Below are 18,850 nucleotides of genomic sequence, written 5' to 3'. Positions count from 1 at the left end.
TCCATATGAGGCTTTCTAATGAGTTGTTTTGTCGCTTTTCATTATAGGTCATATGGGACTTTTTCTATACTCAAAAAGGCTCCATAATCTCTGCGGGGAATTTACCCACTACAGAAATTATAGAGCCATAAAAAAGGGGGCATCGTCCCTCTTTTTTTGATGCGTGGCTAAATATGGGTCGTTAATAGCAGAATTTTCTAGAATGTGCTATAATTAATAAGATTACCATGAAAGTGAAAGGCTTAATATGCAACACGTTTTTATTATAGGGAGCCGTGGCTTACCGGCTCAATACGGTGGTTTTGAAACGTTTGTTGAAGAACTGGTAAAACATCAGAAGAGTGCTAAAATTAAGTACCATGTTGCTTGCCTAAGTGATCAAAAGCAAGGGATTCACTTTGATGTGTTTGGTGCAGATTGCTTTACTATAAATCCTCCGAAGCTTGGTCCAGCAAGAGTTATTGCTTATGATATTCAAGCTATAAGGTATGCTTTGAGAATGATTCAAAAAGAAAATATTGAGAATCCTATCTTTTATGTGCTTGGTAACACTATTGGTGCCTTTATGCCACCTTTGGCTCGAAAAATTAAACGTCTAGGCGGGAAATTTTTGATTAATCCAGATGGTTTAGAGTGGAAACGTAGTAAGTGGTCTCATCCAGTTCAATCCTATCTAAAATTTGCGGAAAAGATGATGACAAAGAGTGCGGACCTTGTCATTTCTGATAATGAAGGGATTGAGGATTATATTAAAGCCTCTTATCCTTGGTCAAAAACACGTTTTATTGCATATGGAACAGAGTTAACAGCTTCTGGATTGACCGAAAAAAGTCCTTCAGTTCGTGGTTTTTTTGGAAAATGGCAGAGCAAAGAAAAAGAGTACTATCTTATTGTTGGCCGTTTTGTTCCTGAAAATAATTATGAAACAGCTATTCGAGAATTCATGAAATCTGATACCAATCGAGATCTTTTGATTATTTGCAATCATGAAGGAAATGCTTATTTTGAAACTTTGCGCAAAGTAACTGGTTTTGCTAACGATTCTCGTATTAAATTTGTAGGCACTGTCTATGATAGGGACCTTTTGACTTACGTACGTACTCATGCTCATGCTTATATTCACGGACATGAGGTTGGAGGGACAAATCCAGGTCTCCTCGAAGCATTGGCACATACGGATCTTAATTTGATATTAGATGTTGATTTTAACCGCTCAGTTGCTGAAAACACAGCATATTACTGGTCGAAAAATATTGGAAATCTATCAGAGCTAATTAATCAAGTTGATCAAGAAAGAGATTTTGCAGAATTGGGAAATATTGCTAAAAAACGAATGGCAAACCATTACAGTTGGGACAAAATTGTAGGAGAGTACGAGGAGTTGTTTTTGAATGAAAGTTAATATTCTGATGGCTACTTACAATGGTGAGCGTTTTTTGGCAGAACAAATTGAAAGTATTCAGGCGCAGACGTTTACGGAGTGGAATCTTTTTATCCGTGATGACGGTTCAACTGATGGGACACGTCAAATCATTAAGCAGTATGCGGATACGGATTCACGGATTACTTTTATCAATTCAGCTGAGACGGAAAACGTCGGTGTTATTAAATCTTTTTTTATGTTGGTCAAACATAGAGAAGCAGATTATTATTTTTTCAGTGATCAGGATGATATTTGGCTACCTGAAAAAATTGAATTAACACTTGCAGAAGCGCAAAATCACGTACAAACGGATCCTCTGATGGTCTATACTGACTTAAAAGTGGTCAACCAACAGTTGGAAGTCATAAATGACAGTATGATTCGTAGCCAATCTCACCATGCCAATACAGAGTTGCTTCAAGAGTTAACGGAAAATACGGTGACTGGTGGGACTGCTATGATTAATCATGCCCTCGCAGAACGTTGGACTGCTACAGATAATTTACTCATGCATGATTGGTATTTGGCTTTATTAGCGACAGCTCTTGGCAAGTTGGTTTATATCGACCAGCCGACAGAGCTTTACCGTCAACATGACAATAATGTTCTTGGTGCAAGGACATGGTCTAAGCGATTGTATAAATGGATGCGTCCGCACTTATTATTCAGCAAGTACTGGGAACTTATTACAGCTAGCCAATTACAGGCTAAGCATCTACTTGATTTAGATATAGCAACCGAAAAAAAGGATATCATTGAAAAATTTATCAATCTACAGAGGTATGATTTTCTTGAGCGGATTTCTGTATTAAAAAATTATGGATTTAGAAAAAATCGTATGTTCCATACAATCGTCTTTAGAACATTACTGATTACAAAATTTGCTTATAAGGAGTAACAAATGAATATATTTGCCAAGGAGAATCGTATTCTTCTTCGAGAAATGATTAAAACAGATTTTAAACTTCGTTATCAAGGAAGTGTTATTGGACATGTGTGGTCTATTTTAAAACCAATGATGCTTTTCACTATTATGTATCTGGTATTTGTTCGATTTTTGCGATTTGATGATGGAACTCCTCATTATGCAATTGGTTTATTAATAGGTATGGTAACCTGGAACTTTTTTTCTGAGGCGACCAATATGGGGATGATGTCAATTGTTTCAAGAGGGGATTTACTTCGGAAGTTAAATTTTTCTAAAGAAATTATTGTCATCTCATCGGTAGTAGGTGCAACCATTAACTATGCCATTAATCTTCTAGTTGTTTTTATCTTTGCTGTCATAAACGGAGTAAATGTGTCTTTAGGGTGGTTGGTGATTTTTCCACTATTTATTGAACTCTTCTTAATGACAACTGGCATTGCGTTTATTTTAGCAACACTTTTTGTGAAATATAGGGATATTGGTCCAATTTGGGAAGTTGTTATGCAGGCTGGAATGTACGGGACACCTATCATTTACTCTCTGACGTTTATTTTACAAAAAGGCCAAGTGGCCATTGCGAAAGTAATGATGTTGAACCCTTTAGCGCAGATTATTCAAGATTTACGTCACTTTATTGTTTTTTCAGGAAGTTTACGAGGCTGGGATTTGATTGAGAATAAGGCAATTGCTATAGTACCCTACATCTTACCAATTTTAATTTTTGGAATAGGCTACGCTATTTTCCAGAAAAGTGCTAAGAAATTTGCGGAGATTCTTTAATGACAAAAAATATTGCAGTAAAAGTTGAACACGTTTCAAAATATTTTAAATTACCGACAGAAAGCACTCAGAGTTTAAGAACTGCTCTTGTGAATCGCTTCAAAGGTATCAAAGGATATAAAGAACAACATGTTCTCAAAGATATTAATTTTGAAGTAGAAGAAGGAGACTTTTTTGGTATTGTTGGGCGAAATGGTTCAGGAAAATCAACTCTTCTTAAAATTATTTCACAAATCTATGTTCCAGAACAAGGAAAAGTAACGGTCAATGGCAAACTAGTTTCCTTTATTGAACTTGGTGTTGGTTTTAATCCAGAATTGACAGGTAAAGAAAATGTTTATATGAATGGAGCAATGCTTGGTTTTACGACTGAGGAAATTGATGCCATGTATGATGATATTGTTGACTTTGCTGAACTTGGCGAGTTCATGAATCAAAAACTTAAAAACTATTCATCAGGTATGCAAGTAAGACTAGCATTTTCAGTCGCAATTAAAGCTCAAGGAGATATTCTTATCCTTGATGAAGTTCTTGCTGTAGGGGATGAAGCATTTCAGCGAAAATGTAATGATTACTTTATGGAGCGTAAAAACAGTGGTAAGACTACTATCCTAGTAACTCATGATATGGGAGCTGTCAAAAAGTACTGTAATAAAGCGGTGTTGATTGAACATGGTTTAGTGAAAGCATATGGGAACCCTGATGAAGTTGCCAACCAGTACAGTTTTGATAATGTTATTAATGCTGAAAAAATTTCGGAAAAAAATGAAGAAAAAGTGAGTCAAGTCATCCAAGATTTTGATGTTAAATTGCTAACACCCGCTCAGATTCGACCAGATGAAGATATTATCCTTGAATTTACATATAATGTTTTACAAGATATTGATACTCATATCGCTCTATCGTTTTTAGATATAGACACTAGTTTTGGATTATATAATGATAATTCTATTGATTTAAAAACGACAGGTACTGGTAGAAAAGTTGTAACATTTACTTGTAAATTAGATTATCTAAATCATGCAAAATTAAAATTAGCAGCGACTGTTCGTGATTCTGAAAAACATCCACTAGCCTTTTCGCCAGCTACAACAGCTCCGATTATTGTAATTGATAGAATAGTAGACTCTGTTTTTGAAAGTGAGTGGGATGCTAATACTGGAATGATGAGACGTAGTGGCTCTTGGAAATAGTCGATTGGTGGCTCTATGAAAAATATCCTTTTTATCTCACCTACAGGTACATTAGATAATGGTGCAGAAATTTCTATTACTAATTTAATGGGGTTTCTGATAGAGGAGAAAAGATATAATATTTTTAATATTTACCCAGTAAGTCCTCATCCTTCGCAAGTTAATTATGTTGAAAAATTAAAAGATTTTGGGGTTCAAAACATTCCATTAGCCACTCCAGAGTGGTGGTGGATGGAGGCGCCAGAACCTTCTGATTTTGAAGAATCTACTAAGCTTGCTTTTTATCGTGAAAACCTTTATCAAATCAGAAAAGTCATAAGAGAATCTGATATTGATTTAGTTATTACTAATACTGTTAATACTTTTTATGGAGCGATTGCAGCTGCGTGTGAAGGTGTGGCACATTATTGGTTAATTCATGAATTTCCTAATGCAGAATTTGAGTACTATAAAGATAAATTACCATTTATTATTGAAAATTCTGACAAAGTTTTTGCGGTTAGGGGAAATTTAGCAAATGAATTGAATAGATTGACTAGCACATTTTCATCATGTAAAATGGGGACTTTTATTCCCTATTCAGAGATAAAAAACCACCAAGATTTTCTAGATGAACAAGGAGATGAGATTCGTTTAATTTCAGTTGGGAAAATTAATGAAAATAAAAATCAGCTTGAAATTATAAAAGCATATAGCCAATTAGGTATTTCAAATCCTTTAATTTTTATAGGTGGCTGGGATGATGAATATAAGAAGCAGTGCGATCGTTTCATTAAAGAACATCGTTTAAAATCTGTTGTTTTTATGGGGCACAAAGATAATCCGTGGGAACATATTTCAGAAAAAGATATAGCGATTTTTTCATCAAAAATGGAAACCTTTGGGCTTGTCTATGTTGAGGCAATTTTAAATGGAATCCCAACTATAGTTTCAGATAATCCTGGATTTTTAACAGTACATGACTTTTTTAATGTAGGAAGATTATATCCATTGGGGAATTTGGATCGATTAGTTTCTACGATTCAGCAAATGATAGCCAATTTTGATATTGAGAAATATGAACTTATTAAGAGAAAATCGGAACTCGCTAATCAATTTACGCTAAGGACATGTTTTAAAGAGGTTATTGAAAGCATTGATCAAATGGCAATGCCGTCTCCAAAATCAATAAGGGCATTAGAGAGCCTATTTGGCCGATTCAAAGAAGACCTAGATATTCTTCAATTAATGAATCAAGAGGTAAGAATTTTTTACCAATATGAAAATGAAGGATTTTCTATAAATAATAGCATGGCATTTTGCTTAAAAAATAAAGACATCCTTGAATTTCAAATCCCTCAAGGAGTGAAAGTTTTAAGAATTGATTTAGGAGAAGTACCCATGATTTTTCAAAATGTTTGTCTAAGTTCTTTCAATTTTAAAACTGAGATTTTACCTCATTCCTCAAATGGGTTGAGATATACTAATGGTGTCATTTTTGGTAATTCAGATCCTCAACTCATATATAATATCGCTCATTTTGGGGAAAAGTTTGTTTTATCATATGAAAAGTTGAACATGATTGAAGATACAGGAATATCTTTTCATCAGGAGTTGACTCAAAAATTTGTAGATTTAGAAGCTAAGAATAAAGATTTATCTGATGAAATAAAAGTAGTTAGCAATCAATATCGTGCAGTGATTGGTTCAAAACGATGGACCATACCTACAAAAATTATTAATATCATTAGGAGAAAATAATGCGACGTTTACTATTGTATGTCCATTTTAATAAAAATAATAAGATTAGCGATCATGTTTATTACCAATTAGAGAAAATGCGACCTCTGTTTTCAACGGTTGTGTTCATTTCAAATAGTCAGTTGACTCACGAAATTGAGGAAAAGTTAAAAGAGAAACAATTAATTGAGTTTTTTATTCAAAGACAAAACTTAGGATATGATTTTGCGGCTTGGCATGATGGGATGCAATTAATTGGTTTTGATAGCTTAAAAAATTATGATTCAATTACTTGTATGAATGATACTTGTTTTGGTCCGCTTTGGGATATGCAATCTTATTATGATTCCTTTGAATCAACTGATGACATTGACTTTTGGGGAATGACAAATCATGCTAAGGTTGATGTGCGTCATATATTTATTAATGAGCATCTTCAATCCTATTTTATGTCTTTTAAAAAATCAATTATTCAATCGGATGTATTCCAAAATTTTTGGGAACATGTTGAATCCTATTCAGATGTTCAAAAAGTTATTGACAATTACGAAACTCAATATACAAAATTATTTACAGATGCGGGATTTAAGTATAAGCCTGTATTAGACACAGTACCATTAGCAGATGATTTTTTCCATTCCAACTTTACGATTCATTATCCACATGTTTTATTGGATCATAAGGTACCGTTTATTAAAATAAAAACATTTGATTTGTCACAACATTTATCGCCGTATTTGTTACAAGCTATTGAGGAGAAGACAAAGTACCCGATTAAGCATATTCTAGATCATATGTCAGATGTTAGTCTGCCAACGCCACCGTATTTGTTAGATCGAAAAGTATTGGAAAAGGCACCTAAAGTTTATTCAAATACTAAAAAAGTTGCTGTTCATTTGCATACATTTTATGTTGATTTACTCGAGGAGTTTTTAACACAGTTTGAACATTTCCATTTTGACTATGATTTGTTTTTGACGACGGATACAGAGGAGAAAAAAGAACAAATCCAAGTTATTCTAGATAAAAATGGTAAAAGAGCTCAGGTATTCTTAACTGGGAATAAAGGGCGTGATATTATACCGATGTTAAAGCTGAAAAAAGAATTGGAAAGTTATGATTACATTGGTCATTTTCATACTAAAAAATCACCGGAATATCCATATTGGGTAGGTGATTCATGGCGAAGAGAATTATATCAGATGCTTCTTGAACCTGCTGATAATATTTTAGCCAATTTAGAGACAAATGAAAATCTCGGCCTAGTTATTGCTGACATTCCTTCATTCTTTCGATATACCAAAATTGTTGACCCTTGGAATGAAAACAGATTTGCGGATGATATGAATGTCTTATGGAAACGAATGAATATGCCACGCCAGATTGATTTTTCACAATTGGATACTTTTATAATGAGCTACGGCACTTTTATCTGGTTTAAAAATAAAACATTACAACCATTATTTGAACTTGAACTAGCTGATAACGAAATCCCATCAGAACCAATTCCACAGCATACAATTTTACATTCAATTGAGCGTATTTTGGTTTATTTAGCTTGGGCAAATGATTATGACTATGCCATTTCAAAAAATAATATTTATATTACACCGTTTGTGGATAATAAAGTTTTAAATATTAGACCTGAGTCACTTCCAAATACTTTTATAAATTTTGATAACATTGGAGGAATAAAAGGAGCTCTGCATTATATTTATCGTGGACCAGGTAGTGCGATTAAATATATTATTAAGCGACTCTTACGAAAAGGAAAATGAATTTAAAAAAAATAGTATCACCGAAAGCATTGACAGTTATTAAATATGCTTTTTCAATTGCAATTACTTTTTGGGCTTTTAAGCTAACAGAAAATTGGGAAGATTTATTAATAAGTTTTACGGAATTAAGTATTATTGTCTTTATCAGTAATTTTTTAGTAGTACGCAATAGATGGTTAGGTTTTTTATTCAACAGTCTCTTTATGTTTCTGTACTATGTTGAAAAAATGGTTCAAATTTTTGGTGGTACATACTTGACATTGGTTATGCTAACCAATATAGATTCACTCTCCACTCTTTCTGGAAATGCAGGACTCTATATATCGGCAACACTATTTGTTATTATTTTGGCAATATTGCCTATTTCTGAGATAACATTTCCTAGATTTGTAAATGCCTCATTGTTGTTAGTTTTTCTGATGATCGAAATGAGTGTTTTAGCAACTCACCTTGTTTCAATAACACCATTTGTAAATTATTATCAAGTTTTTAAAGAATATCAATATCAGCAAAAATTAATAGCTGAAGTATCAACAGCTACTGATGTAACAGGTGAGTTTTACAGAGATGGAATAGATGACTATTATTCGAAGGACGATTCCCTGGTAAAGCAGCCTAATGTCGTTATCGTTTTTGTTGAAGGATTATCACAATCAGTGATTGATAGTCAAGAAAATCTGATGCCTAATGTGAAAAGGCTTCAAGAAGAGTCTATAGATTTTGTTAATTATTATAATCATACTTTTGCTACTTATCGTGGTTTAAGTGGGCAACTGTATTCAGGTTATCAATTACAAAATTATGATAGTAATTCTTTAATTGGGTTGCAAGATATTTTTAGAAACCAAGGTTATCGAACTACTTTTATTAATACAGAACCACATAATAGTGATTTTAAAAATTATTTAGAAAACTTTAATTTTGACAATGTCATAAGTTCAAAAATAAATAAGGGAATGGATGGTTCAACAACCGATAGAGAAGCTTACCGTTTTTTATATGATGAGATGGTTAGACAGGATAAGTTTACTAAGCCCTTCTTTATTTCGATGTATACCTTTGGAACTCACTTATCGTTAGATTCTACAGATAAAGTTTATAAAGATGGTAAAAATAGTCTTTTTAATAAATTTTTTGATTCTGATTATCAAATTGGGAAATTTTTAGAAAAATTTAATTCATCTGAGCTAGCTAAAAATACTATTTTGATTTTTACAACAGATCATGCAACTTATACTGATGCAGCATATATTGAAGCTTGGAAATCAAGAGCGTACCCTAGTTTTGATAAAGTTCCTTTCATCCTTTATCACAAAGGAGTTCAGTCTAAAAAAGTGGATGCTAGAGGAAGAAATTCTTTAGATTTTGCTCCGACGATATTAGATTTTCTGGATATCACTGCTCCGAATTATTTCTTAGGAAATAGCTTGTTTAGTGATGAACCATATAGTAAATTAAGCTATTTATATGTTTCCGAGGGAAACTATATGACCAGTCAAGATAATGTTATTAATTTTTTAACAGAAGATGAGACGGCTGATTATGAGAAAATTGTTAAGGATTATTATACTGCTAAATTGCAACAACCTAATTTACCAAAACCATAAAGGAGTTATTTTGTGAAGACTAATGAAGAGAAGTATCAAAAGTTAATTTTTCTAATTTCTATGGTGACGGTACTCTTGTTTGTTTTGTGTTTTATCTTTTTAAGAAAACATGAAGTAGCGGTGGCTAGTTATAAATTTGATAAGTCTAAGGTAGTGAATGATGGGTATCAGTTTTGGATTGATGATGTTACTGCTAATGACGGCTATGCGATAAGTGGTTGGTTAATTAAAGAAGGTGTTGATATAGGAGTTATTGAGCGTACAGTAGTTCTGAAAGACAAAACTTCAAAAAAGTATATTGAAATTGCTACCGAGATTGTTAATCGGCCAGATTTAGAAACATATCTTGGAGATGGTGTCAATTATTCAGATAGTGGTTTTTATGCTGTCATATCAGCAAGTGATATGATTAAAAAACATGACTATGAAGTATTTATAGTTGACAACTCTGATGGAGAGAAGAATATTATAAAAATAAGTAATAGTATAAAAGAGGAATTGACGAAGTGAAGGCATTAATAAACAATAGATTACGAAAAGAAAATATACCATTTTTATTGCTTTTTATTGCATACCTCGTGATTTTCTTTTCAGTAAAAATCGCTAATGATGATGCAGCTTTAATGGGAGAATATCAAAATTTGACTTGGGCGGATCATTGGGAACTCATCTTAAAAGATTATTATTTGTGGTCATCTAGGGTTTTGGTAAATTTTGTCATTCACTATCTATTAGGGAAACCGACTATAGTATTTACAATGATAAATGCCTTTGTTGGATTGGCCTTAGCGAAAGCTTTTTCAAAATTATTTGGATATGATAATGTTTTTATAAATATTTTTATTATTGGAATGATTTTGATTTATCCTATTGAGTATTTAGGATCGGCTGGATGGTTGGTGACGTTTATGACTTACTTTTGGCCAATGGCAGCAGGTTTTATTGCACTTGTTCCAATTCGTAAAATCCAAGATGTTGAAAGGTTTAAATGGTGGCAATTCTTCATCTATGGTATCACTCTTATTTATGCAGCTAATGAAGAATTAGAATTAGTCGTACTGCTTTTTGTTTATTTAGTTTTTCTCATTTATTTCCTACTATCTAAAAAAAATCACTTTTTTATGTGGGTACAGTTAGCCTTATTAGTTTTGAGTCTTATTTTTACAGTAACTGCTCCGGGGAATGGTAATCGAAGCGGTTCGGAGACATTTCATTGGTTTCCCACTTATAATATGCTAGATACGGTGGATAAGCTTGATATTGGCTTTTTCTCAACGATGCAAAATGTTATTTTTGAAAATCATTTGTTTATACTAGTGATAACTAGCATGATGTTCTATATCGTTTATAAAAAATACACGAGTATTTTTTTAAAGGGATTTGCTACTATTCCATTCGTTATGATTTTATTTTTTGGCTTATTGAAAAATGTGATTTTAATATTTTTTAGTAACCTAAACTTGCTGACAGTAGAAATTGCCCCAAATGGTTTGTTTAGTATTACTACCAATAGTTTATTTTCACTTGCCAAATATAGTTTAGTTGCTCTTTTTGCTTTTTGTTTTATGGTAACAGTGTTTCTTTGTTTAGAAAAGCTATATCCTAATTTACTTGCATTTTCTCTTTTAATTTCTGGAGTAGCCTCTAGGGTAGCTATGGGATTTTCTCCAACGATATATGCTTCGGGTTTTAGAACGGCGACACCGTTATATTTTTCTTTAATTGGAATTGGTATTTTAATTTACAGCTATGCTCTTAAGGAAAAGGTTATTACTAACAAAGAGGCAAAATTAATCACAATTACAATGTTAGTGATTTCGACACTAGCAGGTATCTCTTCACTTTTATTAACACATACGTAAGGATATGAATCATATAATGAATTATTTAGTACTAGGAGCGTCAGGTTTTATAGGAAAACATCTGACACGTACTTTGCTGGAGTCGGGGCAAAGAGTGACAGCTTTTGACATCAAACATGCAGACGAATTTGAAAGCGGTAGGATAAAATTTGTTGAAGGAAAGTTTTCGCCAGATTATCCATTTGATAATTTAGTAAGGGGGCACGATGTTATTTTTCATCTAATAAGTACTACTTTGCCAAGTACAAATCAATCCTTAACTCAAGAAATAACGGATAATGTTTTTAGTACCTTATCACTCCTAGAGGCTTGCGTAAAAGAAAATGTTAAGCGTATTGTCTTTATCTCTTCAGGAGGCACAGTATATGGAAAATCTAATAGGAGGCCATTTAAAGAAAGTGCTGTTACAAATCCAATCGCCTCATATGGTATCCAAAAATTAATGATTGAAAAGTATCTGAATCTTTATAAGCATAAATTTAATTTAGATTTTCGAGTTGTTCGTTTGGCAAATCCTTATGGACCTGGTCAAAATCCAAATGGTGCGGTAGGTGCAGTAACAGTCTTCATGGATCGTGCTCTTTCAGGAAAAGAAATTTCTATTTTTGGCGATGGATCATCTGTTAGAGATTATATATATATTTCTGATGCTATCCAAGGTATTATTAACATTGCTCATTCTGAGAACAATGAAGAAGTTTATAATTTGGGTTCAGGCATTGGAACTTCTTTAAATGATATTTTAGAACAAATTTATCTTCTTAATGGGAAAAAAGTTGATGTGAATTATTTTCCACAAAGAGATTCTGACTTAGACTATAGTGTTTTAGATATAAAACGTTATCAGAATGAATTTCCAAGTCATCAAATGCTTTCACTAAGTGAAGGAATGAAAAAACTTTATACAGTAATGAAAGAGGAAAATAAATAATACCATGAAACCAAAAAAACATACATTTGCTATCTGTGCCTACAAAGAGTCGCCACATTTAGAAACTTGTATACAGTCTGTTGTTAAGCAAAATGCCTATAGTAATATTATTATGTGTACTTCTACACCAAGCGATTTTTTATCTAATCTCGCCAACGCTTATGATATCCCTCTTTTTATACGAGAAGGGAAAAGTGATATACAGGATGATTGGAATTTTTGTTGTGAGAAAGCCCAGACTGAGTGGGTTACTGTCACTCATCAGGATGACATTTATGATGAGAATTATGCTAAAGAGCTTCTTTTAGAAATTTCTAAAGAACCTAACGCTATAATGGCATTTACAGATTATTTACCGATAAAAAATGGGAGAATTGGAACTGACTTAAATTCTCGAATGAAGCGCCTTTTTAGAACCCCAATGCGCTTTAAAGTGTTACGTCATAATAAGTTCTTTAAGAAATATTTTCAAGGCTTTGGAAATGCTATTTCTTGTCCATCTGTTGCATATAATAAATCTTTAATTAATGGTAAAGTTTTTACTTCTCCGTTGAAATTTGCGTTGGATTGGGACACTTTTGTGAAGTTTGCAGGATATAATGAACCTTTTATTTATATTCATAAAAAATTATTTTATTATCGTATCCATGAAGAAGCAACAAGTAAATCCTTCACTGAAAATAATATCCGTGTTAATGATGAAATGTATATGTTCCGTCAGTTTTGGCCGAATTGGTTGATAAAAATTGGGTTTAAACTTTATCAAAGAAGTTATAAGACGTATGATTGAGGTGGTCTATGGACAAAAAAAAATTATCTTTCGTGATTCCATGCTATTTTTCAGAGCAAACTCTAGCAGATGTTGTTGAAACTGTTATAGCTGAATTTCACACAAAATATGATATTGAATTAGTTTTAGTAAATGATGGTTCAACTGATAATACTTTTAGAGTTATTCAAGACTTGTGTCAGAAGTATTCATTCATCAAAGGGATTAACTTGGCAAAGAATTTTGGACAAGATGGAGCGAGAATGGCAGGTTATCGTTATTGTACAGGAGATTATATTATCTCACTAGATGATGATGGGCAGAATCCTCCAGCTGAGGCGCATAAATTGATTGCAAAATTAGAAGAAGGTTACGATGTTGTCTTTGGTGAATATCTAGTTAAGAAACACAGTTGGTTTAAGAACTTTGGTAGCAAAGTCAATGATAAAATGGCTAATGTTGTAATCGGTAAACCACAAGATCTTCGTTTGTGTAGCTATTTTATCATGACCTCTTTTGTTGCTAAAGAGATTGTCAAATATGATGGAGCTTTTCCATATGTTTGGGGATTAATTTTGCGCTCTACGAATCGTATTGCTAACCAAATTATCGAGCACAGAGAACGAGAGGTTGGAGAAACGACCTATACTTTTGCTAAATTGTTAGGACTTTGGCTCAATGGTTTCACAGCATTTTCTGTTATTCCATTACGGTTTGCCTCCTTGTTAGGTGCTGTATTTGCTTTGCTTGGATTCTTATTTGTAACTTACATCTTGATTTCGATGCTTTTCTTTGGAATCAGTACCCAAGGATGGGCTTCACTGATGTCTGTCTTACTGATTACTGGTGGTGTGCTAATGATGATGATTGGTCTACTGGGAGAATATGTTGGACGGATTTATCTAAATGGTAACAAGGCACCGCAATTTGTTATCAGAGAGTATATCTCAAACGAGGAGTAGGATGATAGTTATTGAAAAGTTGTTAAAATCTTTTATTCGTAAGGGATTAGAAATTTTAACAAAATTGACTAAACGAAAAATAAGTGACCATTGGGTTGAAACAATCTATGAATTTTTTAAATTTGGAATTGTAGGTCTTAGCAATACATTATTATCGTATATGATTTACTTAGTTTCATGGTCCGGCATAAAATGGTTAGGAATATCAGGCGAGTTTCGTTATTTGAGCGCTCAAACAATAGCTTTTATTGTAGGAGTATTATGGTCTTTTTATTGGAACAACAAATTGGTTTTTACTGAGTCAAGAGAGGAGCGTCATATCTGGAAGGCTCTATTGAAAACTTTTGCTTCGTATTCTATAACAGGACTTTTTTTGAATAGTCTATTATTAATTATATGGATTAAATTTTTTAATCTTTCTGAACTGATTGCACCTATTCTTAATTTAATTATTAGTGTTCCGATTAATTTTTTATTAAATAAATTTTGGGCCTTCAAGTAGAGGTATGTTACATTTTAGAAGTAAATATCAATTATTTAAGAGAGTTATAATTTCTTTAGTAGCTAATACTATTTAGATAGTACAGGCTTTTTGAGTTAATAAAAAGTAAGTGTCCAATAACAGACTATATTGAAACTTCCAAAGTCTTTGTTGACTCTGGAAGTTTTTTTCTTTCTACAATTTTTTGAATCGTTTCATTCCATGGTAAATAAGCCTCTAGCACCTCCTTTTTTGCGAGTGTCTTCTCATTTGGAAGATGTTCTAGAAGATAGGTGATGTATTTTTCAGTATTCAAGTCGTGTCTCTTGGCCTCTCAAGTAAACTCATGATGATGGGTATTGACTAACTTCTTGAGAGATTTGCGAAAATATCTAATTTTTCGTACTGATTTGCTACCTGTTAGAAAAGACTAGGTTATTATTTGAGAGAATAATTTTGAAATCTATTTTTTCTTCTCAATCTTCCCAGCAAAATATTATTTTTTAAATCCTTAATTTTTTCTTCTTCTTGCGAATAATTAGGTACAGGCCTGAAAGATTAAGTTTACAAGGAGTTAATGAATGCAAAAAGGTATGCAAACTGTTCAACGTTTTTCAATTCGTAAGTGTGGTGTTGGAGCTGCGTCGGTTCTGTTGGGAACATTTCTAATGACAGGTAGTGTTCTGGCGGAAGAGGTTTCAACCACCTCTGAGATTACCTCTCAGTTAGTAACGCAAGTTACTTCTTCAGAGATGACAAATGCTACTAGTACCACGACTCAAGAAAACAGAGATGCTATTCCTTCAGAAATGACTGAACAGAAAGTTGAGGAGCCAGTGGTTACAGTTCCAAAAGTAACTATACCTGAAGCTAAAAAGGAAACTCCTAAAGTTACTATTCCTAATAAAGAAGTAGCACCTAAGAAGACGATTCCCCCAATAGTGGAAGTGCCCAAAGTAAAAAAGGCTCAAGAGATGCCTAAGTTGAATTTTTTACATCTGGGAGATGACTACCCTGCTTATCTCAAAAATGCAGCAGCAGATAGCCTTATTGACCCTTGGCGTCTGTTTAATCGAGAGTGTGTATCATTTGTGGCTTATAGACTATCCTCAGTTAATGGCTTTACCATTCCAGGAGCTTATGGTAATGCTAATGAATGGGGGCCGCGTGCAAGACGTGAGGGTTACCTAGTTAATAAACAGCCAGCTGTTGGAGCTGTGGCTTGGTGGAATAGTTGTCATGTGGCCTGGGTCTCAGAAGTATCGGGTGATTACGTGACTATTGAAGAATACAATTATGACTATACTCATCGATATCATAAGCGAACCATTCATAGAAGCAAAGTTGACGGCTTTATTCATTTTAAAGATTTGTCCGCTTCATCTAGTATTCAAACGTCATCACCAGTATCGGTCAATCAGTCAGGTCTGTCTTCAAGTGGTACCTATACATTTTCTAAGAAGTCTGTGATTAGAGCAGAAGCAAAAACGTCTAGTCCTGAATTAGATTATTATGAAGCAGGGCAGTCTGTTCATTATGATAAAGTTGTTGAAGCTGAAGGCTATAAATGGTTGTCTTATCTTTCTTATAGTGGAAACAGACGCTATATTGCAATTGAGGCACTTTCGGTACCAACTAAAGGAAAACTTACGATTAAAAATCAGAATGATGCCAAAGGAACTTTTGATGTTGTTATTTCAAATGTGAGTCATAACCAATTGAAAGAGGTACAAGTTCCAATTTGGTCAGATAAAGGAGGGCAAGATGATATCGCTTGGTATGTTGCCACGAAGCAATCAGATGGCACCTATAAAGTGACTGTGGATATTTCCAACCACAAAAATGATCGTGGAATCTATCATGTTCACCTATATTATCAATCTAACGATGGCAAACAAACTTTTGTAGCACAGACAACAACTGTTCCAGTTGTAACAACTCGTGTTCAACAACCAACGACAGGAAATATCAAGATTGTGAATAAAAACAATCATAAAGGTACCTTCGATATTGTTGTATCTGATGTTAGTCACGCAGAATTAAAAGAAGTGTATGTTCCTGTTTGGTCAGAAAACGCTGGACAAGATGACATTGCTTGGTATATTGCAAGTAAGCAGCCAGATGGCACTTATAAAGTGACTGTTGATAGTTCGAATCATAAAAACGATCGTGGAACGTATCACGCACACCTGTATTATCAAGATAACGGTGGTAATCAAACCTATATTTCTCAAATAACGACTCAGCTACCAGTACAAATAAAAGCACAGATTACACTGCCATCAAAAGGGATATATGTTTTTAAAAAATCATCACCAATTAAAGCAGAAGCAAAATCAGTAAGCCCAACTCTTGCAACTTACGATAAGGGAGAAAAGGTCAACTATGATAGGGTACTTATCGCTGAAGGAAAACAGTGGATTTCTTACTTATCTTATTCAGGAGCGCGTCGATATATTCAAGTAGACTGATACCTTCTAGAGTTCTCAATTCATTGTTTATGGCTACGATGGATTGAAAACGGAGTAAGACAACATATCTGATAGAACTTAATTTGGAGTGAAACTGTCTAGTGGATAGTTTCAGCTTAAGCTTAGAAATGAGAGAGCTTGGATGCTACTCTTGAGAAGAACGAACTTTCTAAGAAAGAAGCAAAAAGTAATTTTTGAATTTTAGCAAGTATCAATTGTTGCTATAATAAAAAAACGCCTAGGCCCGAAATATGATGATACGGGTCTAGGTGTTTTTTTATTTTTTCTTACCAAGTGGGAGTTTGACTTTTTTGAGGGAATCAAGTTGTTGATTAACATTTTTTTGAAGCATTGCCAGATAATTTGCAGTTTGTTTTTTGAGCATCTGACTTTGTTCAATGATTTCGTCGTTGACAAAGTAGAGTTTGACGAGGGTGTTTGGCTGATGTTTACCGGGACGTGGTTGCATTGCAACGACTTCTAAAGCTCGTTTGTTGGCGTACTTTGTATGGGCCTTGGCTAAGATGGGTAAAACAGTAAACCCGCGACTTTCCAAGAGTGTTTGGGCATAATCTAGTGGCACATTATGAACATCATCGAGTTGAATGAGTGATTGTTTATGCTCGTATCTGCGGTCTAATTCTTTTTCAATGATGGGTGTTGTTTTATCGGTTACATGCTTGATGGCATCAATAGTGTCTGGGATAGCTAAGAGATTACCAACAGCACCGAATAATTTTCCAAGTTTTTTTGCCATAATAAGTCCTCGTGCTAATTTTCTAGAGTTTTTTTCCATTATATCAAAGCCTTACAAATTTGTAAGGTTTAAGCACTTTATTGTAAGATTCGCTCTGCTATTTTCTAGTAAAATAGGAGTATCAAAAGAAAGGAAGAAAACGATGTCACTAGAAGCAATTAAAAGGAACCTCTGACTGTTACCGTGGGAGTTAGGTGTTTTGGCAGGAACTATTTTGTTAGGAAATGTGACCATCAAGAAATGGAAGTGAGTGAAATGAATAAATTAGGTTATACTATCATGATATTGGGTTTGATCGTCGTATCGGTCTGCACCGCTTGTTTTAGGAAAAAATGCAGGGCTGAAAGATGTAGGAAGTGAGAACTTTCTGATATAGTAGTAGAGAAAGTATAGCTATCAGTTAGAAAGTATGGACAGTAAGGAAGGAATCGTATTATGTTTTTACAAATCAATCATTTAGAAAAAGTTTATCGTACACGTTTTTCAAAGGAAGAAACACGCGCTTTGCAAGATGTGGATTTTAAGGTTGAAAAAGGTGAATTTATTGCTATTATGGGTGAGTCTGGTTCTGGTAAGACAACCTTGCTTAACATTCTAGCGACTCTTGATAAACCTAGTAAGGGTCAGGTTATTTTAAATGGTGAGGATATTACTAAAATTAAAGAAAGCAAACTTGCTAGTTATCGTCTGAAAAACTTAGGATTTGTCTTCCAAGATTTTAACCTTTTAGATACCCTGTCTATTAAGGATAATATTTTCTTGCCACTTGTACTTGATAAAAAATCGTATAAGGAAATGGAGATGCGATTGCAGGGATTAGCTAGTAACCTGAGAATTGACACGCTTTTGAATAAACGTCCCTTTGAACTTTCTGGTGGTCAAAAACAACGGGTGGCTATTGCACGTGCCTTAATTACGAGACCTCAGCTGTTGTTGGCAGATGAACCAACAGCTGCTTTGGATTATAAAAACTCAGAAGATTTATTGAAGCTTTTTGAAGGAATCAACGAAACAGGTCAAACCATTTTGATGGTAACTCACTCTGCCAATGCAGCCAGTCATGCCAAACGAGTTCTCTTTATTAAAGATGGACGTATTTTCCACCAGCTTTATCGTGGTGATAAGACCTCAACAGATTTTAACCGTGAGATTTCACTTGCTATGTCAGCTCTTTTAGGAGGTGAATAAT

The 18,850-nt window shown here is 33.7% G+C and carries 16 protein-coding genes; 15 read left to right on the top strand and 1 reads right to left on the bottom strand.

Annotation, left to right across the window (positions count from 1 at the left end; genetic code table 11):
- Positions 1-247: 247 nt before the first annotated feature.
- The 14 genes from cps2T to GZ996_RS02440 all read left to right on the top strand — a co-directional run bounded on the left by cps2T (position 248) and on the right by GZ996_RS02440 (position 16,904).
- Positions 248-1,402, top strand: a complete 1,155-nt coding sequence (cps2T, locus tag GZ996_RS02505; RefSeq protein ID WP_162011261.1) for a beta 1-4 rhamnosyltransferase Cps2T — start codon at positions 248-250, stop codon at positions 1,400-1,402.
- Positions 1,392-2,321, top strand: coding sequence for a glycosyltransferase family 2 protein (locus tag GZ996_RS02500; RefSeq protein WP_161978594.1), 930 nt, complete (start codon positions 1,392-1,394; stop codon positions 2,319-2,321). The genes cps2T and GZ996_RS02500 overlap by 11 nt, the downstream gene beginning before the upstream one ends.
- Before the next feature lie 3 nt (positions 2,322-2,324).
- The gene (locus GZ996_RS02495) at positions 2,325-3,131 is read left to right on the top strand and encodes an ABC transporter permease (protein WP_162011260.1); all 807 of its coding nucleotides are present in this window, start codon (positions 2,325-2,327) and stop codon (positions 3,129-3,131) included.
- Positions 3,131-4,324 (top strand): ABC transporter ATP-binding protein, encoded by a 1,194-nt coding sequence (locus GZ996_RS02490; protein WP_156805467.1) that lies wholly within the window; start codon positions 3,131-3,133, stop codon positions 4,322-4,324. Before GZ996_RS02495 ends, GZ996_RS02490 begins: the two co-directional genes overlap by 1 nt.
- 15 nt (positions 4,325-4,339) lie before the next feature.
- Positions 4,340-6,064 (top strand): glycosyltransferase, encoded by a 1,725-nt coding sequence (locus GZ996_RS02485; RefSeq protein ID WP_162011259.1) that lies wholly within the window; start codon positions 4,340-4,342, stop codon positions 6,062-6,064.
- Positions 6,064-7,821 (top strand): rhamnan synthesis F family protein, encoded by a 1,758-nt coding sequence (locus tag GZ996_RS02480; protein WP_156805465.1) that lies wholly within the window; start codon positions 6,064-6,066, stop codon positions 7,819-7,821. Before GZ996_RS02485 ends, GZ996_RS02480 begins: the two co-directional genes overlap by 1 nt.
- Complete coding sequence (locus GZ996_RS02475) at positions 7,818-9,428, top strand: LTA synthase family protein (protein ID WP_156805464.1); 1,611 nt, start codon at positions 7,818-7,820, stop codon at positions 9,426-9,428. Before GZ996_RS02480 ends, GZ996_RS02475 begins: the two co-directional genes overlap by 4 nt.
- Before the next feature lie 12 nt (positions 9,429-9,440).
- Positions 9,441-9,938 (top strand): hypothetical protein, encoded by a 498-nt coding sequence (locus tag GZ996_RS02470; RefSeq protein WP_156805463.1) that lies wholly within the window; start codon positions 9,441-9,443, stop codon positions 9,936-9,938.
- Complete coding sequence (locus tag GZ996_RS02465) at positions 9,935-11,290, top strand: DUF6056 family protein (protein WP_162011258.1); 1,356 nt, start codon at positions 9,935-9,937, stop codon at positions 11,288-11,290. Before GZ996_RS02470 ends, GZ996_RS02465 begins: the two co-directional genes overlap by 4 nt.
- 16 nt (positions 11,291-11,306) lie before the next feature.
- On the top strand, positions 11,307-12,221 hold the full coding sequence (locus GZ996_RS02460; RefSeq protein ID WP_162011257.1) for an NAD-dependent epimerase/dehydratase family protein: 915 nt from the start codon (positions 11,307-11,309) through the stop codon (positions 12,219-12,221).
- Between the two features lie 4 nt (positions 12,222-12,225).
- Positions 12,226-13,011 (top strand): glycosyltransferase family A protein, encoded by a 786-nt coding sequence (locus GZ996_RS02455; RefSeq protein WP_156805460.1) that lies wholly within the window; start codon positions 12,226-12,228, stop codon positions 13,009-13,011.
- Positions 13,012-13,019: 8 nt separating this feature from the next.
- A complete protein-coding gene (locus tag GZ996_RS02450) occupies positions 13,020-13,952 on the top strand; it encodes a glycosyltransferase family 2 protein (protein ID WP_156805459.1) in 933 nt (310 codons plus the stop codon).
- Position 13,953: 1 nt separating this feature from the next.
- Positions 13,954-14,454 (top strand): GtrA family protein, encoded by a 501-nt coding sequence (locus GZ996_RS02445; RefSeq protein WP_162011256.1) that lies wholly within the window; start codon positions 13,954-13,956, stop codon positions 14,452-14,454.
- Positions 14,455-15,014: 560 nt separating this feature from the next.
- Complete coding sequence (locus GZ996_RS02440; RefSeq protein ID WP_238386380.1) at positions 15,015-16,904, top strand: GBS Bsp-like repeat-containing protein; 1,890 nt, start codon at positions 15,015-15,017, stop codon at positions 16,902-16,904.
- Positions 16,905-17,181: 277 nt separating this feature from the next.
- Here GZ996_RS02440 and GZ996_RS02435 read toward each other — a convergent pair whose 3' ends face one another.
- Complete coding sequence (locus tag GZ996_RS02435; protein ID WP_156805457.1) at positions 17,182-17,661, bottom strand: hypothetical protein; 480 nt, start codon at positions 17,659-17,661, stop codon at positions 17,182-17,184.
- Between the two features lie 435 nt (positions 17,662-18,096).
- On the opposite strand from GZ996_RS02435, the gene GZ996_RS02430 reads away from it, so the two are divergent.
- Positions 18,097-18,849 carry an ABC transporter ATP-binding protein gene (locus GZ996_RS02430; protein WP_161978586.1) on the top strand — a complete coding sequence of 251 codons (753 nt, stop codon included), beginning with the start codon at positions 18,097-18,099 and terminating at the stop codon, positions 18,847-18,849.
- The last annotated feature ends 1 nt before the right edge of the window (position 18,850 follow it).

The organism is Streptococcus sp. S784/96/1 (assembly GCF_902729355.1).
In the GTDB taxonomy this organism is placed as follows: domain Bacteria; phylum Bacillota; class Bacilli; order Lactobacillales; family Streptococcaceae; genus Streptococcus; species Streptococcus caledonicus.
Note: the sequence above shows the minus strand (reverse complement) of the source record. Positions and strands in the feature narration are given on the sequence as shown.

Coding starts and splice junctions, on each gene's coding strand:
- cps2T (WP_162011261.1), top strand. CDS start 248: ATGCAACACGTTTTTATTATAGGGAGCCGTGGCTTACCGGCTCAATAC.
- GZ996_RS02500 (WP_161978594.1), top strand. CDS start 1,392: ATGAAAGTTAATATTCTGATGGCTACTTACAATGGTGAGCGTTTTTTG.
- GZ996_RS02495 (WP_162011260.1), top strand. CDS start 2,325: ATGAATATATTTGCCAAGGAGAATCGTATTCTTCTTCGAGAAATGATT.
- GZ996_RS02490 (WP_156805467.1), top strand. CDS start 3,131: ATGACAAAAAATATTGCAGTAAAAGTTGAACACGTTTCAAAATATTTT.
- GZ996_RS02485 (WP_162011259.1), top strand. CDS start 4,340: ATGAAAAATATCCTTTTTATCTCACCTACAGGTACATTAGATAATGGT.
- GZ996_RS02480 (WP_156805465.1), top strand. CDS start 6,064: ATGCGACGTTTACTATTGTATGTCCATTTTAATAAAAATAATAAGATT.
- GZ996_RS02475 (WP_156805464.1), top strand. CDS start 7,818: ATGAATTTAAAAAAAATAGTATCACCGAAAGCATTGACAGTTATTAAA.
- GZ996_RS02460 (WP_162011257.1), top strand. CDS start 11,307: ATGAATTATTTAGTACTAGGAGCGTCAGGTTTTATAGGAAAACATCTG.
- GZ996_RS02455 (WP_156805460.1), top strand. CDS start 12,226: ATGAAACCAAAAAAACATACATTTGCTATCTGTGCCTACAAAGAGTCG.
- GZ996_RS02450 (WP_156805459.1), top strand. CDS start 13,020: ATGGACAAAAAAAAATTATCTTTCGTGATTCCATGCTATTTTTCAGAG.
- GZ996_RS02445 (WP_162011256.1), top strand. CDS start 13,954: ATGATAGTTATTGAAAAGTTGTTAAAATCTTTTATTCGTAAGGGATTA.
- GZ996_RS02440 (WP_238386380.1), top strand. CDS start 15,015: ATGCAAAAAGGTATGCAAACTGTTCAACGTTTTTCAATTCGTAAGTGT.
- GZ996_RS02435 (WP_156805457.1), bottom strand. CDS start 17,661: ATGGCAAAAAAACTTGGAAAATTATTCGGTGCTGTTGGTAATCTCTTA.
- GZ996_RS02430 (WP_161978586.1), top strand. CDS start 18,097: ATGTTTTTACAAATCAATCATTTAGAAAAAGTTTATCGTACACGTTTT.